At 67.4% G+C, this 22,518-nt stretch carries 36 protein-coding genes; 31 read left to right on the top strand and 5 right to left on the bottom strand.

The features are described 5' to 3' along the window. The 28 genes from ACVFYP_RS27150 to rplQ form a co-directional block, all read left to right on the top strand. On the top strand, positions 1-412 hold a 412-nt coding region (locus tag ACVFYP_RS27150), incomplete at its 5' end, for an EF-Tu C-terminal domain-related protein (RefSeq protein WP_499203314.1). 31 nt (positions 413-443) lie between these two features. Beyond that, positions 444-752, top strand: coding sequence for a 30S ribosomal protein S10 (rpsJ, locus tag ACVFYP_RS27155; protein WP_027285682.1), 309 nt, complete (start codon positions 444-446; stop codon positions 750-752). A gap of 23 nt (positions 753-775) precedes the next feature. Continuing rightward, complete coding sequence (rplC, locus tag ACVFYP_RS27160; RefSeq protein ID WP_216872793.1) at positions 776-1,495, top strand: 50S ribosomal protein L3; 720 nt, start codon at positions 776-778, stop codon at positions 1,493-1,495. A gap of 11 nt (positions 1,496-1,506) precedes the next feature. Further along, positions 1,507-2,151, top strand: coding sequence for a 50S ribosomal protein L4 (gene rplD, locus ACVFYP_RS27165; RefSeq protein WP_499203341.1), 645 nt, complete (start codon positions 1,507-1,509; stop codon positions 2,149-2,151). Positions 2,152-2,183: 32 nt separating this feature from the next. Then, positions 2,184-2,480 carry a 50S ribosomal protein L23 gene (locus tag ACVFYP_RS27170; RefSeq protein WP_439598537.1) on the top strand — a complete coding sequence of 99 codons (297 nt, stop codon included), beginning with the start codon at positions 2,184-2,186 and terminating at the stop codon, positions 2,478-2,480. 4 nt (positions 2,481-2,484) lie between these two features. Beyond that, positions 2,485-3,318 (top strand): 50S ribosomal protein L2, encoded by an 834-nt coding sequence (gene rplB, locus ACVFYP_RS27175; protein ID WP_499203315.1) that lies wholly within the window; start codon positions 2,485-2,487, stop codon positions 3,316-3,318. A gap of 5 nt (positions 3,319-3,323) precedes the next feature. After that, complete coding sequence (gene rpsS / locus ACVFYP_RS27180; protein ID WP_216872790.1) at positions 3,324-3,602, top strand: 30S ribosomal protein S19; 279 nt, start codon at positions 3,324-3,326, stop codon at positions 3,600-3,602. 1 nt (position 3,603) lies between these two features. After that, on the top strand, positions 3,604-4,008 hold the full coding sequence (gene rplV, locus ACVFYP_RS27185; protein ID WP_216872789.1) for a 50S ribosomal protein L22: 405 nt from the start codon (positions 3,604-3,606) through the stop codon (positions 4,006-4,008). A gap of 1 nt (position 4,009) precedes the next feature. Next, the gene (gene rpsC / locus ACVFYP_RS27190) at positions 4,010-4,687 is read left to right on the top strand and encodes a 30S ribosomal protein S3 (RefSeq protein WP_216873728.1); all 678 of its coding nucleotides are present in this window, start codon (positions 4,010-4,012) and stop codon (positions 4,685-4,687) included. A gap of 12 nt (positions 4,688-4,699) precedes the next feature. Continuing rightward, entirely contained in the window at positions 4,700-5,125 is a 426-nt protein-coding gene (gene rplP / locus ACVFYP_RS27195) for a 50S ribosomal protein L16 (RefSeq protein WP_216837909.1), read from the top strand. Position 5,126: 1 nt separating this feature from the next. After that, positions 5,127-5,342: a 50S ribosomal protein L29 gene (gene rpmC, locus ACVFYP_RS27200; RefSeq protein ID WP_499203316.1), complete on the top strand. Its 216-nt coding sequence runs from the start codon at positions 5,127-5,129 to the stop codon at positions 5,340-5,342. A 12-nt stretch (positions 5,343-5,354) separates the two neighbouring features. Then, positions 5,355-5,672, top strand: a complete 318-nt coding sequence (rpsQ, locus tag ACVFYP_RS27205; RefSeq protein ID WP_499203317.1) for a 30S ribosomal protein S17 — start codon at positions 5,355-5,357, stop codon at positions 5,670-5,672. Positions 5,673-5,684: 12 nt separating this feature from the next. Then, entirely contained in the window at positions 5,685-6,053 is a 369-nt protein-coding gene (rplN, locus tag ACVFYP_RS27210) for a 50S ribosomal protein L14 (protein WP_499203318.1), read from the top strand. Between the two features lie 4 nt (positions 6,054-6,057). Continuing rightward, on the top strand, positions 6,058-6,378 hold the full coding sequence (rplX, locus tag ACVFYP_RS27215) for a 50S ribosomal protein L24 (protein ID WP_499203319.1): 321 nt from the start codon (positions 6,058-6,060) through the stop codon (positions 6,376-6,378). Positions 6,379-6,470: 92 nt separating this feature from the next. Next, positions 6,471-7,076, top strand: coding sequence for a 50S ribosomal protein L5 (rplE, locus tag ACVFYP_RS27220; RefSeq protein WP_499203342.1), 606 nt, complete (start codon positions 6,471-6,473; stop codon positions 7,074-7,076). 53 nt (positions 7,077-7,129) lie between these two features. Next, positions 7,130-7,435 (top strand): 30S ribosomal protein S14, encoded by a 306-nt coding sequence (gene rpsN, locus ACVFYP_RS27225; protein ID WP_216872784.1) that lies wholly within the window; start codon positions 7,130-7,132, stop codon positions 7,433-7,435. A gap of 12 nt (positions 7,436-7,447) precedes the next feature. Then, on the top strand, positions 7,448-7,846 hold the full coding sequence (gene rpsH, locus ACVFYP_RS27230) for a 30S ribosomal protein S8 (RefSeq protein WP_216837914.1): 399 nt from the start codon (positions 7,448-7,450) through the stop codon (positions 7,844-7,846). Positions 7,847-7,859: 13 nt separating this feature from the next. After that, the gene (gene rplF, locus ACVFYP_RS27235) at positions 7,860-8,393 is read left to right on the top strand and encodes a 50S ribosomal protein L6 (RefSeq protein ID WP_499203343.1); all 534 of its coding nucleotides are present in this window, start codon (positions 7,860-7,862) and stop codon (positions 8,391-8,393) included. Next, positions 8,393-8,758: a 50S ribosomal protein L18 gene (gene rplR, locus ACVFYP_RS27240; protein ID WP_499203320.1), complete on the top strand. Its 366-nt coding sequence runs from the start codon at positions 8,393-8,395 to the stop codon at positions 8,756-8,758. The genes rplF and rplR overlap by 1 nt, the downstream gene beginning before the upstream one ends. 11 nt (positions 8,759-8,769) lie before the next feature. Further along, positions 8,770-9,411 (top strand): 30S ribosomal protein S5, encoded by a 642-nt coding sequence (gene rpsE / locus ACVFYP_RS27245; RefSeq protein WP_499203321.1) that lies wholly within the window; start codon positions 8,770-8,772, stop codon positions 9,409-9,411. Then, entirely contained in the window at positions 9,404-9,592 is a 189-nt protein-coding gene (gene rpmD, locus ACVFYP_RS27250) for a 50S ribosomal protein L30 (protein WP_499203322.1), read from the top strand. Before rpsE ends, rpmD begins: the two co-directional genes overlap by 8 nt. A gap of 1 nt (position 9,593) precedes the next feature. After that, positions 9,594-10,088, top strand: coding sequence for a 50S ribosomal protein L15 (gene rplO, locus ACVFYP_RS27255; protein ID WP_499203323.1), 495 nt, complete (start codon positions 9,594-9,596; stop codon positions 10,086-10,088). A 132-nt stretch (positions 10,089-10,220) separates the two neighbouring features. Then, positions 10,221-11,588 carry a preprotein translocase subunit SecY gene (secY, locus tag ACVFYP_RS27260; RefSeq protein WP_499203324.1) on the top strand — a complete coding sequence of 456 codons (1,368 nt, stop codon included), beginning with the start codon at positions 10,221-10,223 and terminating at the stop codon, positions 11,586-11,588. Next, on the top strand, positions 11,585-12,241 hold the full coding sequence (locus tag ACVFYP_RS27265; RefSeq protein WP_499203325.1) for an adenylate kinase: 657 nt from the start codon (positions 11,585-11,587) through the stop codon (positions 12,239-12,241). Before secY ends, ACVFYP_RS27265 begins: the two co-directional genes overlap by 4 nt. 221 nt (positions 12,242-12,462) lie before the next feature. Then, positions 12,463-12,840 carry a 30S ribosomal protein S13 gene (gene rpsM, locus ACVFYP_RS27270; protein ID WP_168034741.1) on the top strand — a complete coding sequence of 126 codons (378 nt, stop codon included), beginning with the start codon at positions 12,463-12,465 and terminating at the stop codon, positions 12,838-12,840. Between the two features lies 1 nt (position 12,841). Then, positions 12,842-13,246: a 30S ribosomal protein S11 gene (rpsK, locus tag ACVFYP_RS27275; RefSeq protein WP_439598514.1), complete on the top strand. Its 405-nt coding sequence runs from the start codon at positions 12,842-12,844 to the stop codon at positions 13,244-13,246. Between the two features lie 42 nt (positions 13,247-13,288). Next, positions 13,289-14,302 carry a DNA-directed RNA polymerase subunit alpha gene (locus ACVFYP_RS27280; protein ID WP_216872775.1) on the top strand — a complete coding sequence of 338 codons (1,014 nt, stop codon included), beginning with the start codon at positions 13,289-13,291 and terminating at the stop codon, positions 14,300-14,302. A gap of 122 nt (positions 14,303-14,424) precedes the next feature. After that, the gene (rplQ, locus tag ACVFYP_RS27285; RefSeq protein ID WP_216872774.1) at positions 14,425-14,850 is read left to right on the top strand and encodes a 50S ribosomal protein L17; all 426 of its coding nucleotides are present in this window, start codon (positions 14,425-14,427) and stop codon (positions 14,848-14,850) included. Positions 14,851-14,902: 52 nt separating this feature from the next. On the opposite strand, the gene ACVFYP_RS27290 is transcribed toward rplQ, so the two are convergent. The 5 genes from ACVFYP_RS27290 to ACVFYP_RS27310 are packed head-to-tail and all read right to left on the bottom strand — an operon-like array spanning position 14,903 to position 19,866. Further along, positions 14,903-16,564 (bottom strand): saccharopine dehydrogenase family protein, encoded by a 1,662-nt coding sequence (locus ACVFYP_RS27290; protein ID WP_499203326.1) that lies wholly within the window; start codon positions 16,562-16,564, stop codon positions 14,903-14,905. Next, the gene (locus tag ACVFYP_RS27295; protein ID WP_499203327.1) at positions 16,561-17,001 is read right to left on the bottom strand and encodes a thiol-disulfide oxidoreductase DCC family protein; all 441 of its coding nucleotides are present in this window, start codon (positions 16,999-17,001) and stop codon (positions 16,561-16,563) included. Before ACVFYP_RS27295 ends, ACVFYP_RS27290 begins: the two co-directional genes overlap by 4 nt. Next, complete coding sequence (locus ACVFYP_RS27300) at positions 16,998-17,870, bottom strand: DMT family transporter (RefSeq protein WP_499203328.1); 873 nt, start codon at positions 17,868-17,870, stop codon at positions 16,998-17,000. Before ACVFYP_RS27300 ends, ACVFYP_RS27295 begins: the two co-directional genes overlap by 4 nt. Beyond that, the gene (locus tag ACVFYP_RS27305) at positions 17,867-18,835 is read right to left on the bottom strand and encodes a Bug family tripartite tricarboxylate transporter substrate binding protein (protein WP_499203329.1); all 969 of its coding nucleotides are present in this window, start codon (positions 18,833-18,835) and stop codon (positions 17,867-17,869) included. Before ACVFYP_RS27305 ends, ACVFYP_RS27300 begins: the two co-directional genes overlap by 4 nt. A 53-nt stretch (positions 18,836-18,888) precedes the next feature. Further along, on the bottom strand, positions 18,889-19,866 hold the full coding sequence (locus ACVFYP_RS27310) for a Bug family tripartite tricarboxylate transporter substrate binding protein (RefSeq protein WP_499203330.1): 978 nt from the start codon (positions 19,864-19,866) through the stop codon (positions 18,889-18,891). Between the two features lie 82 nt (positions 19,867-19,948). Here ACVFYP_RS27310 and ACVFYP_RS27315 point away from each other — a divergent pair, with 82 nt between their 5' ends. From ACVFYP_RS27315 to ACVFYP_RS27325, 3 genes are read left to right on the top strand one after another with little or no spacing between them, the layout of a single operon-like run. Further along, positions 19,949-21,295: a replication-associated recombination protein A gene (locus tag ACVFYP_RS27315; RefSeq protein WP_499203331.1), complete on the top strand. Its 1,347-nt coding sequence runs from the start codon at positions 19,949-19,951 to the stop codon at positions 21,293-21,295. Beyond that, the gene (locus tag ACVFYP_RS27320) at positions 21,292-22,149 is read left to right on the top strand and encodes a hypothetical protein (protein WP_499203332.1); all 858 of its coding nucleotides are present in this window, start codon (positions 21,292-21,294) and stop codon (positions 22,147-22,149) included. Before ACVFYP_RS27315 ends, ACVFYP_RS27320 begins: the two co-directional genes overlap by 4 nt. Positions 22,150-22,154: 5 nt before the next feature. Further along, entirely contained in the window at positions 22,155-22,517 is a 363-nt protein-coding gene (locus tag ACVFYP_RS27325; protein ID WP_499203333.1) for a fluoride efflux transporter FluC, read from the top strand. Position 22,518: the final 1 nt, after the last annotated feature.

Below are 22,518 nucleotides of genomic sequence, written 5' to 3' on the forward strand. Positions count from 1 at the left end.
TGTCGAGATGTTCCGGAAGCTGCTGGACTCTGGGCAGGCGGGCGACAACATCGGCGCGCTGTTGCGCGGCATCAAGCGTGAGGATGTGGAGCGTGGCCAGGTTCTGGCGGCGCCGGGTTCGATCACGCCGCATACCGGCTTCTCGGCCGAGGCGTACATCCTGACGAAGGAAGAGGGCGGCCGCCACACGCCGTTCTTCACGAACTACCGGCCGCAGTTCTACTTCCGGACGACGGACGTGACGGGCATCGTGAAGCTGCCGGAAGGCGTTGAGATGGTGATGCCGGGCGACAATGTGACGATGGAAGTCGAGCTGATCGCGCCGATCGCGATGGATGAGGGCCTGCGCTTCGCGATCCGCGAAGGCGGCCGCACCGTCGGCGCCGGCGTCGTCGCCAAGATCGTCAAGTAAGCGACGACGGAAGGGTACGGGCCAAAGCGCCATGGACAGCCAGAACATCCGCATTCGCCTCAAGGCGTTCGATCACCGCGTGCTCGATGGCAGCACGCGGGAAATCGTCAACACGGCCAAGCGGACGGGTGCGCGGGTGCGCGGGCCCATCCCGCTGCCGACGCAGATCGAGCGTTTCACCGTCAACCGTTCGCCGCACGTCGATAAGAAGTCGCGCGAGCAGTTTGAGATCCGCACGCACCGTCGACTGCTTGATATCGTCGATCCCACCCCGCAGACCGTGGACGCGCTGATGAAGCTCGACCTGGCCTCCGGTGTGGACGTCGAGATCAAGATTTGATCGACGGATAGAGGACCGACATAATGTCCATCACAGGCCGTCAGGTTACGGGCCGTTCCGGGCTGATCGCCCGGAAGCTGGGGATGACCCGGCTTTTCAATGAGGACGGTTCCACCGTCCCTGTCACCGTTCTGCACGTCGACAACGTTCGCGTTATCGCGCAGCGCACGCTCGAGAAGGACGGCTACGTGGCCGTCCAGGTCGGGATCGGCGTGGCGAAGCCGAAGAACGTGACGAACCCGCAGAAGGGCCACTTCGCCAAGGCTGGCGTCGAAGCTCCGCGCAAGACCGTGGAGTTCCGCGTGGCCGAGGACGCGACGCTCGCGCCCGGCACCAAGCTCGGCATCGGCCATTTCGTGGCCGGCCAGAAGATCGATGTCACGGGCACGACCCAGGGCAAGGGCTTCGCCGGTGCGATGAAGCGCTGGAACTTCGCGGGTCTCGAAGCGTCGCACGGCGTTTCGGTCAGCCACCGTTCGCATGGTTCGACCGGCAACCGTCAGGATCCGGGCAAGACCTTCAAGAACAAGAAGATGGCCGGCCATATGGGCGTCGAGCGCGTGACCACGCAGAACCTGGTCATCGCTGGTCATGACGCCGAGCGCGGCCTGCTGCTGGTGAAGGGCGCCGTTCCTGGCTCGAAGGGCAGCTACGTGCTGGTGCGGGACGCTGTGAAGCGTGCGCGCCATGCCGATGCGCCTTATCCGGCCGGTCTGGCCGCCGAAGCTGGGGCGGAAGGGTAAAGATCATGGCCATCCAGCTTCCTGTCATCAATCTCAACAATGACTCCGTCGGCCAGGTCGACCTGCCGGAGGCGCTGTTTGGCGCCGCTCCGCGGGCTGACATCATGGCGCGTGTGGTTCATTGGCAGTTGGCCAAGCGTCGCGCCGGGACCCACAAGGTCAAGGGGATGGGCGAGGTCTCCGGCACCACCAAGAAGCCTTATCGGCAGAAGGGCACCGGCAATGCGCGCCAGGGCTCTCTGCGGGCACCGCAGTACCGCAAGGGCGGCATCGTGCACGGCCCGGTGGTGCGCGACCACGGCTACAATCTGAACAAGAAGGTCCGCCGTCTTGGCCTGATCTGCGCGCTCTCCGCCAAGGTGGCGGCCGGCAAGCTGATCGTGCTGGACACGGCCACCGCCGGCGATGAGGCCAAGACCTCCGCCATGGTGGCGCAGCTGAAGAAGCTGGGCTGGGACAGCGCATTGGTCGTCGATGCGACGGTGGATGAGGGCTTCGCCCGCGTCACCCGCAACATCCCGAAGATCGACGTGCTGCCGACCATCGGCGCGAATGTCTATGACATCCTGAACCACGACGTGCTCGCGGTGACGCGGGCAGGGCTCGAGGCTCTGGCCCAGCGGCTGAACCGCGGCGAGAAGGAGTCCGAGGCATGAGCGAGACGGCAACCAAGCCGCGCGGCAAGGTCCTGTCCGCCGAGCGCCTGTACCAGGTGATCCTGGCGCCGGTTGTGACGGAGAAGGCGACGCGGCTGAACGAGAGCAGCCAGGTGACCTTCAAGGTCACGCTGGACGCGACGAAGCCGGAGATCCGGCAAGCGGTCGAGAAGCTGTTCAGCGTCAATGTCGAGGCGGTGAATACGCTCGTGATGAAGGGCAAGGCCAAGCGGTTCCGCGGTCGTAAGGGCCAGCGGTCCGATTGGAAGAAGGCGGTGGTCAAGCTGCAGGCCGGCCAGACCATCGACCTCACGACGGGGCTTGCGTGACGCCATGGCATTGAAGAACTTTAACCCGGTTACCCCGTCGCTGCGCGGCACGGTCCTCGTGGACCGTTCCGACCTGTGGAAGGGCAAGCCGGTCAAGGGGCTGACCGAGGGCAAGTCGCACTCGGGCGGCCGCAACAACCATGGTCGTACCACGGTTCGGTTCCGGGGCGGCGGACACAAGCAGTCCTACCGCATTGTCGACTTCAAGCGCCGCAAGTATGACGTGGCCGCGGTTGTCGAGCGCCTGGAATACGACCCGAACCGCTCCGCCTGGATCGCGCTGCTGAAGTATGCGGATGGCGAGCTGGCCTATATCATCGCGCCGCAGCGCCTGAAGGCGGGCGACAGCGTGGTGTCGGGCGAGAAGGTCGACATCAAGCCCGGCAATGCGATGCCGCTGGCGAATATCCCGGTCGGCACCATCATCCATTGCCTGGAGATGAAGCCGGGTGCGGGCGCCAAGATCGCGCGTTCGGCGGGCACCTTCTGCCAGCTGGTCGGCAAGGATGCCGGCTATGCGCAGGTGAAGCTGATGTCGGGTGAGGTTCGCCTGGTGCGGGCCGAGTGCATGGCCGCTATCGGCGCCGTGTCCAACCCGGACAACAGCAACCAGCAGATCGGCAAGGCCGGCCGCATGCGCTGGATGGGCTTCCGTCCGCATCAGCGCGGCGTGGTCATGAACCCCGTCGATCACCCGCATGGTGGTGGCGAAGGCCGCACCTCTGGTGGTCGTCATCCGGTTACCCCGTGGGGCAAGCCCACCAAGGGTGCCAAGACCCGTAACAACAAGCGTACGGACCGGCTCATTGTCCGGCGCCGCAACGCGACGAAGGGCTGACGGCAATGTCGCGCAGCGTCTGGAAGGGGCCGTTCGTCGACGGCTACCTGCTCAACAAGGCAGAGGCATCCCGCGCTTCGGGTCGCAACGAGGTCATCAAGATCTGGTCGCGCCGCAGCACGATCTTGCCGCAGTTCGTGGGTTTGGTGTTCGGCGTCTACAACGGGAAGAAGTTCATCCCGGTGCAGGTGAACGAGAACATGGTGGGCCACAAGTTCGGCGAGTTCTCGCCGACGCGCACCTTCACCGGGCATTCGTCCGACAAGAAGGCGAAGCGGGGCTAACATGAGCAAGCCGAAGCACGAGCGCGGGCTCGAAGAAACCGAAGCGCAGGCGATCACGAAGAACATTCGTGTCAGCCCGCGCAAGCTGAACCTGGTGGCGGGGTTGATCCGCGGCCGCACGGCACAGGATGCCGTTGCGACGCTGACCTTCTCCAAGCGCCGCATTGCACAGACGGTGAAGAAGACACTCGAAAGCGCGATCGCCAACGCCGAGAACAACCACAGCCTGGATGTCGACCGCCTGGTCGTCACCAAGGCCGAGGTTGGGCGCGCCGTGGTGATGAAGCGTTTCCATGCGCGTGGCCGTGGCCGCTCCTCGCAGATCGAGAAGTGGTTCAGCCATCTGAAGATCGTTGTGGCGGAGCAAACTGTTCCGGCGCCGGCGGCACAGCAGGAGGCCGCGTAACATGGGTCACAAAGTCAATCCGATCGGGCTCCGGCTCGGCATCAACCGCACCTGGGACAGCCGCTGGTTTGCGGAGCGTGACTATGCGCGGATGCTGCATGAGGACCTGAAGCTGCGGAAGACGCTGCGTGAGCGCCTGAAGGGCGCCGGCGTGTCCCGCGTGGTGATCGAGCGTCCGGCGAAGAAGCCCCGCGTGACGATTCATGCCGCCCGGCCGGGCGTGGTGATCGGCAAGAAGGGCGCGGATATCGAGAACCTGCGCAAGGACCTGGCGAAGATGGCCGGGGCCGAGGTCTCGCTGAACATCGTTGAAATTCGCAAGCCGGAAATCGACAGCACGCTGGTGGCCGAGAGCATTGCGCAGCAGCTGGAGCGCCGCGTGGCGTTCCGCCGTGCGATGAAGCGCGCCGTCCAGTCCGCCATGCGCCTCGGCGCCGGCGGCATCCGCATCAACTGCTCCGGCCGTCTCGGCGGGGCGGAGATCGCGCGGATGGAGTGGTATCGCGAAGGGCGGGTGCCGCTGCACACGCTGCGCGCGGATATCGATTTCGGTGTCGCGACCGCGAAGACCACCTATGGCACCTGCGGTGTCAAGGTTTGGATCTTCAAGGGCGAAGTCATGGCCCATGATCCGATGGCGCAGGACAAGCGCGCCGCGGAACAAGCCCCGCAGCGCTGAAGGTAACTGATCATGCTGCAGCCTAAGCGCACGACGTTTCGCAAGGCCCATAAGGGCCGTATCAAGGGTATCGCCCGTGGCGGCTTTACCCTGACCTTCGGCGGTTTCGGTCTGAAGGCGCTGGAGCCCGAGCGGGTGACGGCGCGGCAGATCGAGGCGGCGCGGCGCGCCATCACGCGCGCCATGAAGCGCCAGGGGCGGGTGTGGATCCGGATTTTCCCGGATGTGCCCGTCTCGACCAAGCCGGCCGAAGTCCGAATGGGCTCCGGCAAGGGCGCGCCGGAATACTGGGTGGCACGGGTGAAGCCGGGCCGCATCATGTTCGAGCTGGACGGTGTCTCTGGTGAGATCGCCCGCGAGGCGCTCGAACTCGGGGCGGCGAAGCTGCCGATCAAGACTAAGATCGTGACGCGCCTCGGCGCCACGGCGGAGGCCTGAGATGGCAGAGACCAAGATCGCGGACGTCCGGGCCAAGACCCCGGATGAGCTGCAGGAGATGCTGGTGAACATGCGGAAGGAGCAGTTCAATCTGCGCTTCCAGCGGGCCACCGGTCAGCTCGAGGCGACGGGCCGCATCAAGCAGGTGCGGCGCGACATCGCGCGGGCGAAGACCATCATGGCCGAGCGCGCCCGCGCTTCGGCGAAGCAAGCTTAAGGGGTTCGGGCGATGCCGAGGCGCGTCCTCACGGGCCGGGTGGTCAGCGACAAGACCGACAAGACGATCACCGTCTTGGTCGAGCGTCGCGTGATGCATCCGCTCTACAAGAAGTTCATTCGTCGTTCCAAGAAGTACGCAGCGCATGACGCGGCGAACGTCTGCAAGGAAGGCGACCTGGTGTCGATCGAGGAATGCCGCCCGATCAGCAAGAACAAGTCGTGGCTGGTAGTCGCGCGGAATGGCGATGCGGTTGAGCGTCCGGAGGGCTTCACGGCCCCGGTCGTCGCTGCGAAGCCTTCCGCCGATGCGCCTGCTTCGGCCAGCTGAGGCGGACAGGACATGATCCAGGTTGAATCCAATCTCGACGTCGCCGACAACTCCGGTGCGCGCCGCGTCCAGTGCATCAAGGTGCTGGGCGGGTCGAAGCGCCGCACGGCCTCCGTCGGTGACATCATCGTCGTTTCCGTCAAGGAAGCGATTCCCCGCGCCAAGGTGAAGAAGGGTGAGGTGCATCGCGCCGTCATCGTCCGCACGGCCTATCCCGTGCGGCGCATCGACGGCACCGCGATCCGCTTCGACGGCAATGCCGCGGTCCTGATCAACAAGCAGGGCGAGCCGGTCGGAACCCGTATCTTCGGACCCGTTGTGCGCGAGCTGCGCGGGAAGAAGTTCATGAAGATCATCTCGCTGGCGCCGGAGGTCCTGTAAGGCCATGGCCGCGAAGATCAAGAAGGGCGACAAGGTCGAGGTTCTGGCCGGTCGCGACAAGGGCAAGCGGGGCGATGTCATTCGCGTCGTTCCCGAGGAAAACCGCGCCTTCGTGCAGGGCGTGAACATGGTGAAGCGCCATACCAAGCCGCAGGGCATGGGCAAGCCGGGTGGCATCGTCGAGAAGGAAGGTCCGATCGACCTGTCCAACCTGGCGCTGCTTGATCCGGTGTCCGGCAAGGCGACGCGGGTGGGGTTCAAGGTGCTCGAGGACGGCAACAAGGTTCGTGTTGCCCGCCCCTCCGGCGAGGTGATTGACCGATGAGCGGGACCAAGAAGGGCGCCAAGGCGCCGGCGAAGTCGACGCCCCCGAAGAAGAGCAACGCTGCGCCCGCCGCCAAGGGTGGCGAGCAGCGCGTGGCCCCGGCCTCTCCGGCGGCGGTTGCCAAGGCTGGTGCTGCCCAGGCGGCGCCGGAAGGGCAGGCGCGGCTCCGGAAGCTGTATGAGGAGGTGGTGCGCAAGCGTCTCTCCGACGAGTTCGGCTACAAGAACCCGATGCAGGTGCCGAAGCTCGAGAAGATCGTGATCAACATGGGCGTTGGCGAAGCCGCCGGCGACCAGAAGAAGCTCGATGCCGCCGTGGCGGACCTGATGGCGATCGCCGGCCAGAAGCCGGTGAAGACCCGGGCCCGCAAGGCCATTGCCGGCTTCAAGATCCGTGAAGGCCAGGCGATCGGCTGCAAGGTCACGCTGCGCAAGGCGCGGATGTACGAGTTTCTTGACCGCCTGGTGACGATTGCCCTGCCGCGCGTGCGCGACTTTCGTGGTATCCCCGGCAACCGCGGCTTCGACGGCCGTGGTAACTACGCCATGGGCCTCAAGGAGCAGATCGTGTTCCCTGAGATCAACTACGACAAGGTCGACACGGTGCGCGGCATGGACATCCAGTTCGTGACCACCGCGAAGACCGACAAGGAAGCCAAGGCGCTCCTCAAGGCGTTCGACCTTCCTTTCGCAAACTGATTTGGAAAACCGCCTGACATTCGTCAGGCAGGTTCCGGAGGATTAGAGACGGTATGGCCAAGACCTCGTCTGTCATGAAGAACAAGCGTCGTGAGCGGCTCTCCAAGCTGCACGCGCCCAAGCGCGCCGCCCTCAAGGCGGTGGTGATGGATCGCGAGCTGCCCGTGGAAGAGCGGTTCGAGGCGACGCTGAAGCTGGCGCAGTTGCCGCGCAACGGCGCCAAGATCCGCGTCCGTCTGCGCTGCGAGCTCACCGGTCGTCCCCGCGGCAACTACCGCAAGTTCAAGCTCAGCCGTAACCAGCTTCGTGATCTCGCCAATAATGGCCAGATTCCGGGGCTGGTTAAGGCCAGCTGGTAAGGAGGGCCGCGTATGTCGCTGTCCGATCCGTTGGGTGACATGCTCACCCGTATTCGTAACGCGCAGCGCGCACGGCAGAGCCGTTGTGTCGCGCCGGCCTCCAAGCTGCGGGAGAATGTTCTCGATGTGCTGAAGCGCGAGGGTTACATCCGCGCCTTCGCCACGGAACAGCTCCGCCCCGGCATCAAGGTCATCAGCATCGAGCTGAAATATTCCGAAGGCGAGCCCGCCATCAAGGAAATCGCACGCGTGTCCAAGCCGGGCCGCCGCGTCTATTCCAAGATCGCGGAGCTGCCGAAGTTCTACTCCGGCCTCGGTATTTCGATCCTGTCCACGCCGAAGGGCGTGATGAGCGACAATGAGGCTCGCGCTGCCAATGTTGGCGGCGAAGTCCTTTGCCGCGTATTCTGACGGGAGGATAGACATGTCTCGCGTCGGCAAATATCCGGTCCCGGTTCCGGCGGGCGTCCAGGTGGCGCTGCAGGGCCGTAAGATCGTGGCCAAGGGCAAGAATGGCGAGCTGTCGCTCGACCTGACCGAGGAAGTCGATGTCACCATCGACGGCGGCCAGGTCGCGGTGGCGCCGCGTGGTGGGGACCGCAAGGCCCGCACCATGTGGGGCACCACGCGCAGCCTGATCCAGAGCATGGTGACGGGCGTTTCCACCGGCTTCGCCCGGAACATGGAAATCACCGGCACCGGTTATCGCGCGGCCGTGCAGGGGAAGGAGCTGGTGCTCAACCTCGGCTACAGCCACGATATCCGCTATCCGATCCCGGCGGGCATCAAGATCACCTGCGAGAAGCCGACCTCCATCAAGGTGGAAGGCGCTGACAAGCGCCAGGTTGGCCAGGTGGCCTCTGAGATCCGCGCGTATCGCGGCCCGGAGCCCTATAAGGGCAAGGGCGTGCGCTACGACAACGAGGTGATCCTCCGGAAGGAGGGTAAGAAGAAGTAATGGCCGACAGGAAGCTCGCACTCACGGAGCGCCGCCGTTCGCGGCTGCGCTACCAGCTCAAGATGAAGTCGGGTGGCCGCGTTCGGCTGTCCATCTTCCGCTCGGGCCGGCACATCTATGCGCAGATCATCGACGACAAGGCGGGCCGTACATTGGCCTCCGCCTCCTCGCTCGAGAAGGCGATGCGCGATGAGCTGAAGACCGGTGCCGACAAGGATGCGGCCGTGGCCGTTGGCAAGCTGGTGGCGGAACGCGCCCTGGCCGCCGGCGTGTCGGCGGTGGTGTTCGATCGTGGGCCGTATCTCTACCACGGCCGCGTCAAGGCGCTCGCGGAGGCTGCCCGCGAGGGCGGCCTGTCCTTCTGAGGAGTTCGGGAATGGCACGGGAACCCAGGAGCGGCGAGGGCGGCGGTGGCGGTGAGGGCGGCGATCGCCGTCGGGGCCGCGGTCGCGACCGCAACGAGAATCGGCAGGAGCGCCAGGACGGCGACGACCTGAAGGACAAGCTGGTCACCATCAACCGCGTGGCCAAGGTGGTGAAGGGCGGTCGTCGCTTCAGCTTCGCCGCGCTGGTCGTGGTTGGCGACCAGAAGGGTCGCGTTGGCTGGGGCGCCGGCAAGGCGCGTGAGGTGCCGGAGGCCATCCGCAAGGCGACGGAACGTGCGAAGCGCACGATGATCCGCGTGCCGATGCGCGAGGGTCGGACCCTGCATCATGACCAGATCGGCGAATATGGCGCCGGCCGGGTCATCCTGCGCGCCGCACCGGCCGGTACCGGCATCATCGCCGGCGGCCCGATGCGCGCGGTGTTCGAGACGCTGGGCATGGGCGATGTCGTCGCCAAGTGCACCGGCACGACGAACCCGCATAACATGGTGAAGGCGACCTTCGCCGCGCTCGGCCGTTGCACCAGCCCGCGGGCGGTTGCGGCGCGCCGCGGCAAGAAGGTCTCGGACCTGCTGGGTCCGCGCAAGGACGCCGTGGCCGAGGGCGCGGCGCCGGAGGCTGCCAATGTCTGACAAGAAGACCGTGAAGGTGACCCAGACAGGGTCGCCGATCGGCCGCAAGCCGGGTCAGCGCGAGACGCTGATCGGGCTGGGCCTGAACAAGATCCGCCGGAGCAGCGAACTGGAGGATACCCCTTCGGTGCGCGGCATGATCCGCAAGGTCGCCCACCTGGTGAAGGTGGACGGGGAATAACATGAAGCTCAACGAAATCCGCGACAACGACGGCGCACGGCCGAAGTTCAAGCGCATCGGCCGTGGCATCGGCTCCGGCAAGGGCAAGACCTCTGGCCGCGGCGTCAAGGGTCAGAAGGCCCGCACCGGCGTGTCGCTGAATGGGTTCGAGGGCGGTCAGCTCCCGATCTATCGGCGTCTGCCGAAGCGTGGCTTCGTCAATATCTTCCGCAAGGTCTATGCGCCGCTGAACCTCGGCGCGCTGGACAAGGCGATTGCCGATGGCCGGCTGCCGGCCGAAGGCGCGATTGACGAGGCGATGCTGCAAGCGGCTGGCGTAGTGCGGAGCTCGCCGAAGTATTCCGGCGTGCGCCTGCTGGCCACCGGCGAGATCACCCGCGCGGTCACGCTGACCGTCTCCGGTGCCTCCGCTGCGGCCGCGGCCGCGATCCAGGCCGCTGGCGGCTCGCTGACGTTGCTGGTGACCCCGGCGGCAGAAGCCGAGGTCGAGGCCTGAGGCGACCGAGCTGTTGTCGCCCTTGCACCCGCGGGTGCTGGGCGGCACTTTAGGATAGCTGCGACGCGGCGTCCCGGGCCTGCCTTTTTTGGCGTGGCTTGGGGGCGCCGCTTTCGCGAGGAGGGATCGCATATGGCGTCCGCCGCCGAACAGCTTGCGGCCAATCTGAACCTCGGGGTGCTGGCCAAGGCCACCGAGTTGAAGAACCGGCTGTGGTTCACCCTGGGCGCTTTGATCGTCTACCGGATCGGCTCCTACGTGCCCGTGCCTGGCGTTGATGCCGGCGTGATGGCGGAGCTGCTCCAGCAGATGGGCGGCGGCATCCTGGGCATGTTCGACATGTTCACCGGCGGGTCGCTGGGGCGCATGACGATCTTCGCGCTCAACATCATGCCGTATATTTCCGCCAGCATCATCGTGCAGTTGATGACGGCCGCCATTCCCTCATGGGAAGCCCTGAAGAAGGAAGGCGAGTCGGGGCGGAAGAAGCTCAACCAGTACACCCGGTACCTGTGCCTGTTCATCGCGATCTTCCAGGCCTACGGCATTGCCGTGGGGCTCGAGAGCCTGCGCGGCAGCTTCGGGTCGGCGGTGCATGATCCGGGTTGGTTCTTCCGCGTCTCCTGCGTCATCACGCTGGTCGGCGGCACCATGTTCCTGATGTGGCTGGGTGAGCAGATCACCGCGCGCGGCATTGGCAACGGCATCAGCCTGATCATTTTCGCCGGTATCGTGGCGAACCTGCCCTCCGCCCTGGCCAGCACGTTGGAGCTGGGCCGGACGGGCGCGCTCTCGCCCTTCTTCATCATGGCCTTCCTGGCCATCGCGCTACTGGTGATCGCCTTCGTGGTCTTCATCGAGCGCGCCCAGCGGCGCATCCCGGTGCAGTATCCGAAGCGCCAGGTGGGCAACCGGATGTTCGGCGGCGAGAATACGCATCTGCCGCTGAAGCTGAACACCGCCGGCGTCATGCCGCCGATCTTCGCGTCCTCGCTGCTTTTGCTGCCGGCCACCTTCGCCGCATTTCGGTCGGACCAGACCGAATCCTCCTGGGTGACCGACATCTCCAATCTGTTGGCGCATGGGCAGCCGCTTTACATGGCGCTGTACCTGGCGCTGATCATTTTCTTCGCCTTCTTCTATACCGCGGTGGTGTTCAACCCGCAGGAGACGGCGGACAATCTGCGCAAGTATGGCGGCTTCGTGCCGGGCATCCGGCCCGGCCTGCCGACCGCGCAGTATTTCGACCGGGTGCTGACCCGGCTGACCGCCGTGGGCGCCATCTACCTATCCATCGTCTGCATCCTGCCGGAGCTGCTGATCTCCAATTACGGCGTTCCCTTCTATTTTGGCGGGACCTCGCTGCTGATCATCGTCTCCGTCACCATGGACACGGTGGCCCAGGTGCAGTCACATTTGTTCGCCCATCAATATGAGGGGCTGATCAAGAAGGCGCGGCTCGGCGGTCGTGGCACGCAGCCAGGGGGACGTGGTCGATGAGGTTGATCCTGCTGGGTCCCCCGGGCGCCGGCAAAGGCACACAGGCAAAGAGGCTCGAAGAGCGCTACGGCGTCGTGCAGGTCGCCACGGGCGACATGCTGCGCGCCGAGGTGAAGTCCGGCTCAGCCATCGGCCTGGAGGCTAAGGCGATCATGGAGCGGGGCGAGCTGGTGCCCGACAGCATCCTGATCGGCATGCTGGCCGGGCGCGTGCGGGCGCCGGATGTGCAGAAGGGCTTCATCCTGGATGGCTTCCCGCGCACCGTGCCGCAGGCTCAGGCGCTGGACCAGATGCTGGCCGAGACGGGCATGCCGCTCGACCAGGTCATTGAGCTGAAGGTGGACGACTCGGCACTGGTGGATCGAATCGCCGGCCGTTTCACCTGCGCGAAATGCGGCGAGGGCTACCACGACCGCTTCAAGCCGACGGCTGTTGCCGGCGTCTGTGACGTCTGTGGCAGCACCGAATTCGTCAGGCGTGCCGATGACCGGGCCGAGACGGTCGCGGCGCGTCTGGAGGCCTATCACCGCCAGACAGCGCCGTTGCTGCCGCATTACGCGGCACAGGGGAAGCTGCGGCAGGTGGATGGGATGGCCGAGATGAACGAGGTGACGCGCCAATTGGCCGAGATCCTCGGTCCTCCGGCCGCGTGACTTGACTCCCCCTCAGGGGTCGGTGTAGCACCCGGCCCCTGCGGTCCGGGGGTTCCTCCGGCCGCTCTTCGCCGTTGCATGCCTGATTGGGGTTTTCCAGCGAGTCCCGCTGGTAGTGTTCCGCTTCCGCGGAGCCCCTGCTGGGCCTGGTTCTTTATGTATGCGGGCCGCAAGCCCGTCTGTTTGATGCGGGCCCCAGGCCCGATGAGGAGAGAGGCACCGTGGCGCGCATCGCCGGCGTGAACATCCCAACCAACAAGCGGGTGCTCATCTCGCTCCGCTACATCTATGGCATCGGTCCGCAGAACGCGAAGGTGATCTGCGAGCAGCTCGGCATCCCTGAGGATCGCCGTGTGAACCAGATGACCGACGATGAAATCCTCCGCGTGCGCGAGCTGATCGACCGGGAATACCGCGTCGAAGGCGACCTGCGTCGTGAAGAGGCGATGAACAAGAAGCGGCTGATGGACATGGCCTGCTATCGCGGCCTTCGTCACCGCAAGGGTCTGCCGGTCCGTGGCCAGCGCACGCATACCAATGCGCGCACCCGCAAGGGCAAGGCCGTGGCGATCGCTGGCAAGAAGAAGGTGACGAAGTAAGATGGCTCGCGAACCTCGCGCCGGCGCCGGCTCCCGCCCCCGTAAGAAGGAGAGGAAGAACATCTCCTCTGGCGTGGCGCATGTGCTCGCCTCCTTCAACAACACCGTGGTGACCATCACCGACGCGCAGGGCAATGCCATCGCCTGGTCGTCGGCCGGCAGCCAGGGCTTCAAGGGCAGCCGCAAGAGCACGCCCTATGCCGCCCAGGTCGCCGCCGAGGACGCCGGCAAGAAGGCCCGCGAGCATGGCATGGAGACCCTGGAAATCCAGGTTTCCGGGCCGGGTTCGGGCCGTGAGTCGGCGCTGCGCGCTTTGCAGGCTGTCGGCTTTTACGTCACCGCGATTCGCGACGTGACGCCCATCCCGCACAATGGCTGCCGCCCCCGGAAGCGTCGCCGCGTCTGATCGGACGTGGCTGGCGCATCGGTGCAGGCAGGGGAATAGACCGTGATCGAGAAGAACTGGCGTTCGCTGATCGAGACCAAGAAGGACGTCGAGCTCGGCGCCGACCCGACGCGGCTCGCGACGCTGATCGCGGAGCCGCTGGAGCGCGGCTTCGGCATGACGCTGGGCAACGCGCTGCGTCGTATCCTGCTGTCGTCCTTGCAGGGCGCGGCGGTGACGGCGGTTCGCATCGACGGCGCGCTGCATGAATTCAGCAGCCTCCAGGGCGTGCGTGAAGACGTGACGGACATCGTCCTGAACGTGAAGCAGCTTGCCGTGCGCATGCAGGGCGATGGGCCGAAGCGCCTGCAGCTGACGGCGACGGGCCCCGGCGAAGTGACCGCCGGCCAGATCCAGACCTCGGGCGATATCGAGATCTCGAATCCCGACCTGGTGATCTGCTCGCTCGATGACGGCGCGAAGCTGTCCATGGAGCTGACGGTCGACACCGGCAAGGGCTATGTGCCTGCCAGCGAGAACCGCCCCGAGGATGCGCCGATCGGCCTGATCCCGATCGATGCCATCTACTCCCCGGTGCGCCGCGTGGCCTATCAGGTGCAGCCGACCCGCGTCGGCCAGAAGACCGACTATGACAAGCTGGTCCTGACCGTCGAGACCGACGGCACGGTGACGCCGGAGGATGCGGTCGGCATTGCCGCGCGCATCCTGCAGGAGCAGCTGCAGCTCTTCATCAACTTCGAGGAGCCGCGCCAGCGTGTGGTGGAGGAGATCCGCGACGATCTGCCCTTCAACCGCAACCTGCTGCGCAAGGTCGACGAGCTGGAGCTCTCGGTCCGCTCGGCGAACTGCCTGAAGAACGACAATATCGTCTATATTGGCGACCTGGTTCAGAAGACCGAGCAGGAAATGCTCCGCACGCCGAACTTCGGCCGCAAGTCGCTGAACGAGATCAAGGAAGTCCTCGCCTCCATGGGCCTCGGCCTCGGCATCACCGTGCCGGGCTGGCCGCCGGAGAATATCGAGGACCTGGCGAAGAAGCTCGAAGAGCCCTTCTGAGGGCGCCTTCGGGCAGGCGGAGGGGCAGTCACGCTCCCCGACTATGAGTGTGAAACTGCGCTGCACATATACACCGGGCCCCCGCCGAGGCGGGGGTTTGGGTTCTCTAAGGAAACAGGACCATGCGTCACGGCGTATCCGGCCGTAAGCTCGGCGTTACCACCAGCCACCGGCTCGCGATGCTCCGCAGCATGGCGACCGCCCTGCTGAAGCACGAGCAGATCTCCACCACCCTGCCGAAGGCGAAGGAGCTGCGCCCCTATGTCGAGCGCATCATCACGCTCGGCAAGCGCGGTGACCTGCATGCGCGCCGCCAGGCCTATGCGCAGATCCGCGACCCGAAGGTGGTGGACAAGCTGTTCTCGACCATCGCGGATCGCTACAAGACCCGCGAAGGCGGCTATACCCGCGTGCTGAAGGCCGGCGTCCGCTACGGCGATGCGGCCGACATGGCGGTGATCGAGCTGATCGAGCGCGACGTCGCGGCCAAGGGCCTCGACAGCGGCCCGCGGCCGGAGACGGTGCCGAGCGAGGCGGATGAGGCGTAAGCCTCTCTCTCTCTCCAGGGATACGAGACAGGGCGCCGAGAGGCGCCCTTTTTCATGCGCGCTCGGGCACCAGCCAGCCGCGATAGCGCACGACGCGGCCGAGGCCCAGCGGTAGCCGGATCTCCACGTCGAAGGTGAAGCGACCCGCCCCATCCACCGCCTCCTTGGCATCGCTCAGCGGCGCCAGGCGGCGGGGCAGGGGAATGCCGAGGCATCGCCAACCCCGAACCTCCAGCCGCATCCCCTTGGCGTCGCAGGGCAAGGCGAGATCGAAGGCGAAGGGGCCGAAGCGCTCCGTCACATGTCCCGGGCGGCTGGCGGAGAGCCGGCTGGTGAAGCGGCGCTCGCCGAAATGGCGGGTCCAACGCTCACCCTTGTCCGTCGTTTCCATCTCGACCCGCACCGGCATGCGACCTGCCGGCGGGAAGCCGATGAGGCGCGCGACCAGGGCGGCCAGCCGGCTCGAAGGCCCATCCACCTCCGCCATGCCGGACGCGGCTTGCCACCAGCCCGGGTGGTGCAGCTCGCGCAGCGGTTCCGGCAGCCGCGCAAAGGCGTCGGCGCCAAGGGCGCGGGCAAAAAGAGGCAACGGTCGGCTGACCTCCGACGTGCAACGGATCTGGTAAGGCGCGAACTCCGCCTCGATGGCCGCCAGATCCACCACGCCCACGCAGGCGGAGGCGCCGGCACGGCCCTCAAGCCTTCCCTCCGCCAAGGCACGCAGCACCGCGAGTGCCGGCAGGGTCGGTATCATGGGCCCATCCCCCGCCTCGGCCAGCAGCATCCAGCGCGCCAGGGTTGGCAGGCCCTCCGCATCCCGCCCGCGCGCTTCCACCAGCATGCCGCCGCGATCGGTTCCGAAGCGGTCGAAGGCAGCGGCCAGCCCGCGGAAGGCGCCGCTGAAGCGCGCCAGATCCAGCCCGGCGCGTCCCGCAAGACTGGCGAGCCACAGGCCGAGATGCAGCGGCGCTAGCTCCAACCCCGCCCGGAAGATCGCCGCGCGGCGGGGTGCGAAGCGGGCCGGCAGGATGTCGAGGTCCGGCGTGTCGCAGAGCGACAGCCACCGCCGGCCAAGCCCGGGCAGCGGCCGGCGCCGCAGCATTCCCCAGCCTGGTTGAACGCGCCAATGCCCGCCGCCAAAAACCCGGACGGGCCGCCCGGCATAGGACAGGATGGCCCATACCACGCTGTGCCCGCGCGGTGCCCGGTTGCCGGGGGAGATCGCGACCTCCACCCCATCGACCCGCCGCCAGCCGCGCAGCAGATGGTCCAGCACGGCATTGGACAGCGCGGGCGTGGAACTGGCGCCGGCCAGCGCGAAGCGACCGGCGCGGCGTGCTTCCGCATCCAGCGCCGCCGCGAAGCCTGCCACATGGTCGCGCGCATCGGACAGGTCGATGGCGTGCATCCCGGCGGCAAGGGCGGCGCGGGGCAGGTGATAGCCGGCGCCCTGCCAGGGACCCGCCGCATCCACCAGGGCGAAGGCGCCGGTGGCCCCCAGGGCTTCCGCCGTCACCTGCGCCGCATCCAGGGCCAGTGCGGAGATGTCACGCCCAGGATGCCTGGCCTGTAGGGCGCTGGCGAGCGTCTCGGCCCGGCCGAGATCACGACCGGCGACGACAATGCCGAGCGTGGTGGTCTCCGCCAGGCCGCGCACCAGCCGGGCGCCGAAAGTGCCGGTGCCGCCGACCACCAGCACACGCTGCGGGGTCATGGCTCCCGCGCGACATGCCGCCGCAGCTCCGGCCCTGGCACCATGCAGGTGTCCGTTCGCCCGAACAGCCGGTAGCGGTTCCGCGCGATGCGGTCATAGGCCCAGTCGCGCCATGCTTTCGGCACATGCCGCAGGTGCCGCACCCAGCCCCAGCGGGGCAGGCGCGACAGCACCTGAAGCGCGGCGTCCGACTTCATATGGGCGACGCCATCCAGAACCACCGCATTGCTCGCGGGGTTTTCGGGATTGATGCCGAGTTGCGCCGCCAGCCGCCCGCCCAGCGGGTCCTGCACCGCGGTGAAGCGGAAGCGGGCCCCCGGATCACGTGCCGCGACGAAGCGGAAAGCGGCGGAGCAGATCACGCAGACGCCGTCATACAACACCGTCCCCTCGGGGATGTCCCGCACCGCACGCGGCGCCCAGCGATCCCCGCTCATCCGCGCCGCGACCCCCGCAATTCCAGCCGCGTCAGCCAGAAGCCGGCGGCGATGATGATGGCGACGCCCACCAGCATGCCCGGCTCCGGCACCTCATCGAAGAAGATCCAGCCGAACAGGATGGCCCAAAGGATCATGGCATATTGCCAGGGCACCACCACCGGTGCCGGGGCCAAGGCGAGCGATCGTGTGACGGCCAGATGCGCCGCCACCCCCACCACGCCCAGCAGCATCAGCAGCAGCGCATCACCCCAGGCCACCGGCACCCAGCCGAAGGGGGCCAGCACCAGCCCCAGGACCAGCGCCGCGCCCATCTGGTAGGTGGCGAGCACGGTGGCGGAGGTGCCGCGCAATTCGCGCGTGGCCAGCAGATAGCCCGAATAGAGCATCATGCCCCCGAGCGCGACGAGGGTCGGCAGCCAGCCATGATCCAGCCCGGCGCCGAGCGCCACGACCACGCCCACAAAGCCCAGCAGCACGGCCGCCAGCCGCGCCGGCTCCAGCCGCTCCTTCAACAGCAAGGCGGAGGCCAGCGCCACGAAGATCGGCGTGGCCATCCAGAAGGCCATGGTATCGGCCAGCGGCATCATGGAGACGGCCCAGTAGAAGGCCGTGACCTCCAGCGTCCCGCAGGCCACGCGCAGCATTTGCAGGCCGGGGCGGGGCGGGCGCAGCAGGCGCACGGGACCTTCCCGCGCGATCATCGGCGCCAGGATCAGCAGCGCCGCTAGGCTGCGCAGCACCAGCACCTGTGCCACCGCATAGGTGGCGACAAGCCATTTGCCCAGCACATCGTTCAGCGAAAAGCCGAGCACCGCCACCGACATCAGCAGGATGCCGGCGAGGTGGCGGTTGGGGGCGGGGGTCACTCGGCGCGGATATTCGCCTCGCGCACCAGGGTCGCCATGGTCTCGCGCCCCTCCCGCACGAAGCGGGCGAAGTCATCCGGGCGGGTGGCCAGCGGCACGCAACCGATCTGGATCAGACGCTGCCGGATGCTGGGCACGGCGACGGCATCGACCAGCGCATCCGACAGGGCCTGCACCACGGCGGGCGGCGTGCCGGCGGGGCCGAACAGCCCGGCCCATTCATTGGACTCGAAGCCCTCATAACCGCTTTCCGCGATGGTCGGCACATCCGGCCGGCTTTCCACCCGCGTCGCGGTGCCAACGGCGATGAAGCGCGCCCGGCCGCCATCCACCACCGGCCCGGCCGAGACCAGCGTGGTGAAGACCGCGTCGATGGCGCCGCCCGCCAGGTCCTGCGCCGCCGCGGCACCGCCGCGATAGGGCACGTGGATCACCTCGATCCCCGCCCGGCGGGCGAAGGCGACCAGCCCCAGATGCCCCGCCGTCGCATTGCCCTGCGTGCCCACGGTGATCGCCCCCGGCCGCGCCTTCGCCGCCGCGACGAATTCCGCCAGGTTTCGGGCCGGAAAATCGTTCTTCACCGCGATCGCGGAGGGGAAGGTCACCACCAGGCTGATCGGCGTGAAGGCGGTGGCGTAGTCGAAGGGCAGGCGCGGCAGCAGGGACGGGTTCACGAGGTGGGATGAGGCATCCCACAGGAAGGTATGGCCATCCGTAGCCCGCGCGACCTCATTCCCGCCCAGGCTGCCGCTGGCGCCGGTGCGGTTCTCCACCAGGAAGTTCTGGCCGAGCTTTTCCGTCATATGCGGCGTGATCACGCGCGCCGCGCTATCCGCGGCGCCGCCGGCGGAAAAGGGCACGATCAGCCGGATCGGCCGGGCCGGCCAGGCGGCCTGGGCCTGGGCGGCCCCGGCGAAGGCGAGGGTCGGGGCGGCGGCCAGCAGGGCGCGGCGGGTGGTGTGCATCGGGGCGTCTCCTGTTTCGGTTGCGCGGCAGATCGGGCGAAGCGGGCGGATGGTCAACCCACCTCGATCCTGGCGTCGCGCACCAGGTTCCTCATGATCTCCCGCTGCTCGGCGACGTAGCGGGCGAAGTCGGCGGGGTTGGAGCCCAGCGGCAGCGCGCCCAGCGTGTCCAGCCGGGCGCGGATGGTCTGATCCGCCAGCGCGTGCCGCGCCGCCTCATACAGCCGCTGCGTCACGGCGGCATCGAGGCCCGCGGGGGCGTAGAGGCCGTTCCACTCGTTCAATTCGTAGCCGGCGAAGCCCTGCTCCGCGACGGTCGGCACATCCGCCAGGTTGGGGATGCGGCTTGCGGTGCTGACCGCCAGCGCCCGCAGCCGTCCATCCCGCACCAGTTGCAGGGAGGAGGAGACGGTGCCGAAGACGAAGGCGATGGCGCCGCCCAGCAGGTCCTGCAAGGCGGGCGTGCCGCCGCGATAGGGCACGTGCTGAATCTCCAGCCCCGCGCGGTTCAGGAACAGCGCCGCCGCCAGATGCGCCGCCGTGGCATTGCCGGAGGAGCCGTAGGAGAGGTTGCCCTGTCGCGCCTTCGCCCATTCGACGAATTCCGGCAGGGTCCGCGCCGGGACCACGGCCGGGTTCACCACCAGCAATTGCGGCAGCACCACCACCTGGCTGATCGGGGTGAAGGCGGTGGCGTAGTCGAAGGACAGGCCGCGCAGCAGCGACGGATTCACGGTATGCGCCAGCGCATCGATCATGATGGTCTGGCCATCCGGCGCGCTGCGCGCCAGCTCCGCCGCCGCGATCGAGCCGCCGGCGCCCGCGCGGTTCTCCACAATCACCGGCTGGCCCAGGAAGGCCCCCATCGGCACGGCCAGGAGGCGGGAGGTGGTGTCCACGCCGCCGCCAGGCGGATAGGGCGCCAGCAGGCGGAGAGGCCGGGAAGGGGACCATTGCGCGGCCGCGCCGCGACCGAGAAAGGGCGTGGCCAGCAGCGCGGCGGACAGGGTCCGGCGGGTCAGGGTATTCATGGCGTGATCCTCCTCGATCTTTGCGCGCAACATGCCGTGCCGGCCCCGTTCCCGCCACCCCGCATCGGGCTAGGATGGCGGCATGACCCGCCCCCCCGATCTGTTCGGAAGTCCTGAAGCCGAGGCCCCCAACGGGCCGCCCCCCGGCCCGCGCCCACTGGCCGACCGGCTGCGACCGCGCAGCCTGGACCAGGTGGTGGGGCAGGATCATTTGGTGGGGGCGGAGGGCACCGTTACCGGCATGCTGGCGCGCGGCAGCCTCTCCTCCATCATCCTCTGGGGGCCGCCCGGGGTGGGCAAGACCACCATCGCCCGGCTGCTGGCGGAGGCGGCGGGGCTGTCCTTCGTCGCGCTATCGGCCGTGTTCTCGGGCGTGGCGGATCTGAAGCGGGCCTTTGACGAGGCCCGGATGCGGCGCCGCAATGGGCGCGGCACGCTGCTGTTCGTGGACGAGATCCACCGCTTCAACCGAGCCCAGCAGGACGGCTTTCTGCCGGTTGTCGAGGACGGCACCGTGACGCTGGTAGGCGCCACCACCGAAAATCCCTCCTTCGCCCTGAACGGCGCGCTGCTCTCGCGCTGCCAGGTGCTGGTGCTGAAGCGGCTGGATGAGGCGGCGCTGGCCGATCTGATGGCCCGTGCGGAGACCGAGGAAGCGCGCACCCTGCCACTGACGCCGGAAGCACGCGAAAGCCTGGCCGGCATGGCCGATGGCGATGGGCGCTACCTGCTGAACATGGTCGAGCAGTTGCTCGCGCTGCCGCCCGGCGGCGAGGCGCTGGACCCGGAAGGGCTGGCCGCGCTGCTGGCCAAGCGCGCCGCGCTTTATGACAAGGACCGGGAGGAGCACTACAATCTCATCTCGGCGCTGCACAAATCGCTGCGCGGCTCCGACCCGGATGCGGCGCTCTATTGGTTCGCCCGCATGCTGACCGGCGGCGAGGACCCCCGCTACATCGCCCGTCGGCTGCTGCGTTTCGCCAGCGAGGATGTCGGCATGGCCGATCCCCGCGCCCTGCAGATCGCCCTGGCGGGGTGGGAGGCCTATGAGCGGCTGGGCTCGCCAGAGGGCGAGTTGGCGCTGGCCCAGGTGGTGGTGCATCTCGGCACCGCGCCGAAATCCAACGCGCTGTATGCGGGCTTCGGTGCGGCGATGCGCGCGGCGAAGGAAACAGGCAGCCTGATGCCGCCGCCCAATATCCTGAACGCGCCGACGAAGCTGATGAAGGAACTGGGCTACGGCGAGGGCTATGAATACGACCACGACGCGGAGGAGGGTTTCTCGGGCGCCGACTACTGGCCGCCGGGGATGACGAAGCAACGCTTCTACAGCCCGACGGAGCGTGGGGCGGAGGCGGCGGTGGCGGCGCGGCTGCGGGAGTGGAACGCGCTGCGGGGGAAGAAGCGGCGGCCGGGCAAGGCCGGATGACCGACACCTTCGAGCGCATTCTCGCCGTGGATTGGAGCGGCGCGATGGACACGCGCTCCATCGCCGTCGCCGCCCATCGGCAGAACGGCCAGGTCCAGCTTGTGGCCGCGCCTACAACGGCGCGGTCGACATGGTGGAGTCGGGGAGGCATTTTCAGCCTGTTGCTGAGCGCCGCCCGCAGCGAAGGCCGGACGCTGGCCGGGCTGGATTTTCCTTTCGCGATGCCGCTGCCAATGCAGGAACAGATCGCATGCGCCACGGCCGCCGACCTCTGGGCCTTCGTGGAAGCGGCCGCCGCTGGAACGCCGGATTTCTATGGCAGGCCCGCGGCGGAAGCACCGCAGTGGCGGCACTGCTTCCATCGCGGCGGCACCCTGGCCAGCCAGCCTGACGTTCAACTGTTGCTTCGCGAGACCGAGGAGGCCTGCAAGCGTGCCAAACTCGGCCAACCCTGGAGCACCTTGCGCTTGAGTTCGCAGCCAGCCGGCGTGCAGGCACTTGCCGGCATGCGTCTGCTAAACGCACTACGCGCGGCGCTCGGACCTGCCTTGGCTGTCTGGCCCTTCGATGATGTCGATGCTCCAGGCGTGCGCCTGGTGGTCGTGGAAATCTTCCCGCGCACAGCGATCCCGAGAGAACTTGCAGGCCTCACCAAGGTGTCGCTGGATAATTTGCCGAAGGTTCTCGCGCATCATGGTGCCAGCCTCATGGGCGCGCCGGCGGTGAAGGATCACGATACGGACGCGCTGGTCGCGGTCGCGGCCCTGCCGAAGGCTTGGCGCGAGCGGCGCCATCTGCGCGAGCTGCCCACGCAAGCCAGTCGCGAAGGCTGGATTCTGGGCGTGGGGCCATAGTGCCCATGCCGTCCTTCACCTCCTTCCTCCTCGTCGCCCTCGGCGGGGCCCTCGGCTCAGTCCTGCGCTACGGCGTCTCGCATCTCGCGGTGATGCAGTTCGGTGCCGGTTTCCCCTGGGGCACATTGGCCGTGAACATCCTCGGCAGCGCCGGCATCGGCATCGCCGCCGCGCTGGGCGTGCAGGGGGAGGCGCGGCTGCTGCTGGTCACCGGCGTACTGGGCGGCTTCACCACCTTCTCCGCCTTCAGCCTGGAAACCGGGCTGCTGTTCGAGCGTGATCCCTGGCTCGCCGCCGCTTATCTGGCGGCGACGCTGGTGCTCGGCCTCGGCGCCTTCGCGCTGGCCTTTGGGATGCTGCGGCGGTAGC

Source organism: Roseomonas sp. F4, assembly GCF_053891155.1.

Excerpts from the sequence above, each read along its gene's own strand:
- rpsJ (WP_027285682.1), top strand. The coding sequence starts at position 444 with ATGGACAGCCAGAACATCCGCATTCGCCTCAAGGCGTTCGATCACCGC.
- rplC (WP_216872793.1), top strand. The coding sequence starts at position 776 with ATGTCCATCACAGGCCGTCAGGTTACGGGCCGTTCCGGGCTGATCGCC.
- rplB (WP_499203315.1), top strand. The coding sequence starts at position 2,485 with ATGGCATTGAAGAACTTTAACCCGGTTACCCCGTCGCTGCGCGGCACG.
- rpsS (WP_216872790.1), top strand. The coding sequence starts at position 3,324 with ATGTCGCGCAGCGTCTGGAAGGGGCCGTTCGTCGACGGCTACCTGCTC.
- rplV (WP_216872789.1), top strand. The coding sequence starts at position 3,604 with ATGAGCAAGCCGAAGCACGAGCGCGGGCTCGAAGAAACCGAAGCGCAG.
- rpsC (WP_216873728.1), top strand. The coding sequence starts at position 4,010 with ATGGGTCACAAAGTCAATCCGATCGGGCTCCGGCTCGGCATCAACCGC.
- rplP (WP_216837909.1), top strand. The coding sequence starts at position 4,700 with ATGCTGCAGCCTAAGCGCACGACGTTTCGCAAGGCCCATAAGGGCCGT.
- rpmC (WP_499203316.1), top strand. The coding sequence starts at position 5,127 with ATGGCAGAGACCAAGATCGCGGACGTCCGGGCCAAGACCCCGGATGAG.
- rpsQ (WP_499203317.1), top strand. The coding sequence starts at position 5,355 with ATGCCGAGGCGCGTCCTCACGGGCCGGGTGGTCAGCGACAAGACCGAC.
- rplN (WP_499203318.1), top strand. The coding sequence starts at position 5,685 with ATGATCCAGGTTGAATCCAATCTCGACGTCGCCGACAACTCCGGTGCG.
- rplX (WP_499203319.1), top strand. The coding sequence starts at position 6,058 with ATGGCCGCGAAGATCAAGAAGGGCGACAAGGTCGAGGTTCTGGCCGGT.
- rpsN (WP_216872784.1), top strand. The coding sequence starts at position 7,130 with ATGGCCAAGACCTCGTCTGTCATGAAGAACAAGCGTCGTGAGCGGCTC.
- rpsH (WP_216837914.1), top strand. The coding sequence starts at position 7,448 with ATGTCGCTGTCCGATCCGTTGGGTGACATGCTCACCCGTATTCGTAAC.
- rplF (WP_499203343.1), top strand. The coding sequence starts at position 7,860 with ATGTCTCGCGTCGGCAAATATCCGGTCCCGGTTCCGGCGGGCGTCCAG.
- rplR (WP_499203320.1), top strand. The coding sequence starts at position 8,393 with ATGGCCGACAGGAAGCTCGCACTCACGGAGCGCCGCCGTTCGCGGCTG.
- rpsE (WP_499203321.1), top strand. The coding sequence starts at position 8,770 with ATGGCACGGGAACCCAGGAGCGGCGAGGGCGGCGGTGGCGGTGAGGGC.
- rpmD (WP_499203322.1), top strand. The coding sequence starts at position 9,404 with ATGTCTGACAAGAAGACCGTGAAGGTGACCCAGACAGGGTCGCCGATC.
- rplO (WP_499203323.1), top strand. The coding sequence starts at position 9,594 with ATGAAGCTCAACGAAATCCGCGACAACGACGGCGCACGGCCGAAGTTC.
- secY (WP_499203324.1), top strand. The coding sequence starts at position 10,221 with ATGGCGTCCGCCGCCGAACAGCTTGCGGCCAATCTGAACCTCGGGGTG.
- ACVFYP_RS27265 (WP_499203325.1), top strand. The coding sequence starts at position 11,585 with ATGAGGTTGATCCTGCTGGGTCCCCCGGGCGCCGGCAAAGGCACACAG.
- rpsK (WP_439598514.1), top strand. The coding sequence starts at position 12,842 with ATGGCTCGCGAACCTCGCGCCGGCGCCGGCTCCCGCCCCCGTAAGAAG.
- rplQ (WP_216872774.1), top strand. The coding sequence starts at position 14,425 with ATGCGTCACGGCGTATCCGGCCGTAAGCTCGGCGTTACCACCAGCCAC.
- ACVFYP_RS27290 (WP_499203326.1), bottom strand. The coding sequence starts at position 16,564 with ATGACCCCGCAGCGTGTGCTGGTGGTCGGCGGCACCGGCACTTTCGGC.
- ACVFYP_RS27295 (WP_499203327.1), bottom strand. The coding sequence starts at position 17,001 with ATGAGCGGGGATCGCTGGGCGCCGCGTGCGGTGCGGGACATCCCCGAG.
- ACVFYP_RS27305 (WP_499203329.1), bottom strand. The coding sequence starts at position 18,835 with ATGCACACCACCCGCCGCGCCCTGCTGGCCGCCGCCCCGACCCTCGCC.
- ACVFYP_RS27310 (WP_499203330.1), bottom strand. The coding sequence starts at position 19,866 with ATGAATACCCTGACCCGCCGGACCCTGTCCGCCGCGCTGCTGGCCACG.
- ACVFYP_RS27315 (WP_499203331.1), top strand. The coding sequence starts at position 19,949 with ATGACCCGCCCCCCCGATCTGTTCGGAAGTCCTGAAGCCGAGGCCCCC.
- ACVFYP_RS27320 (WP_499203332.1), top strand. The coding sequence starts at position 21,292 with ATGACCGACACCTTCGAGCGCATTCTCGCCGTGGATTGGAGCGGCGCG.
- ACVFYP_RS27325 (WP_499203333.1), top strand. The coding sequence starts at position 22,155 with ATGCCGTCCTTCACCTCCTTCCTCCTCGTCGCCCTCGGCGGGGCCCTC.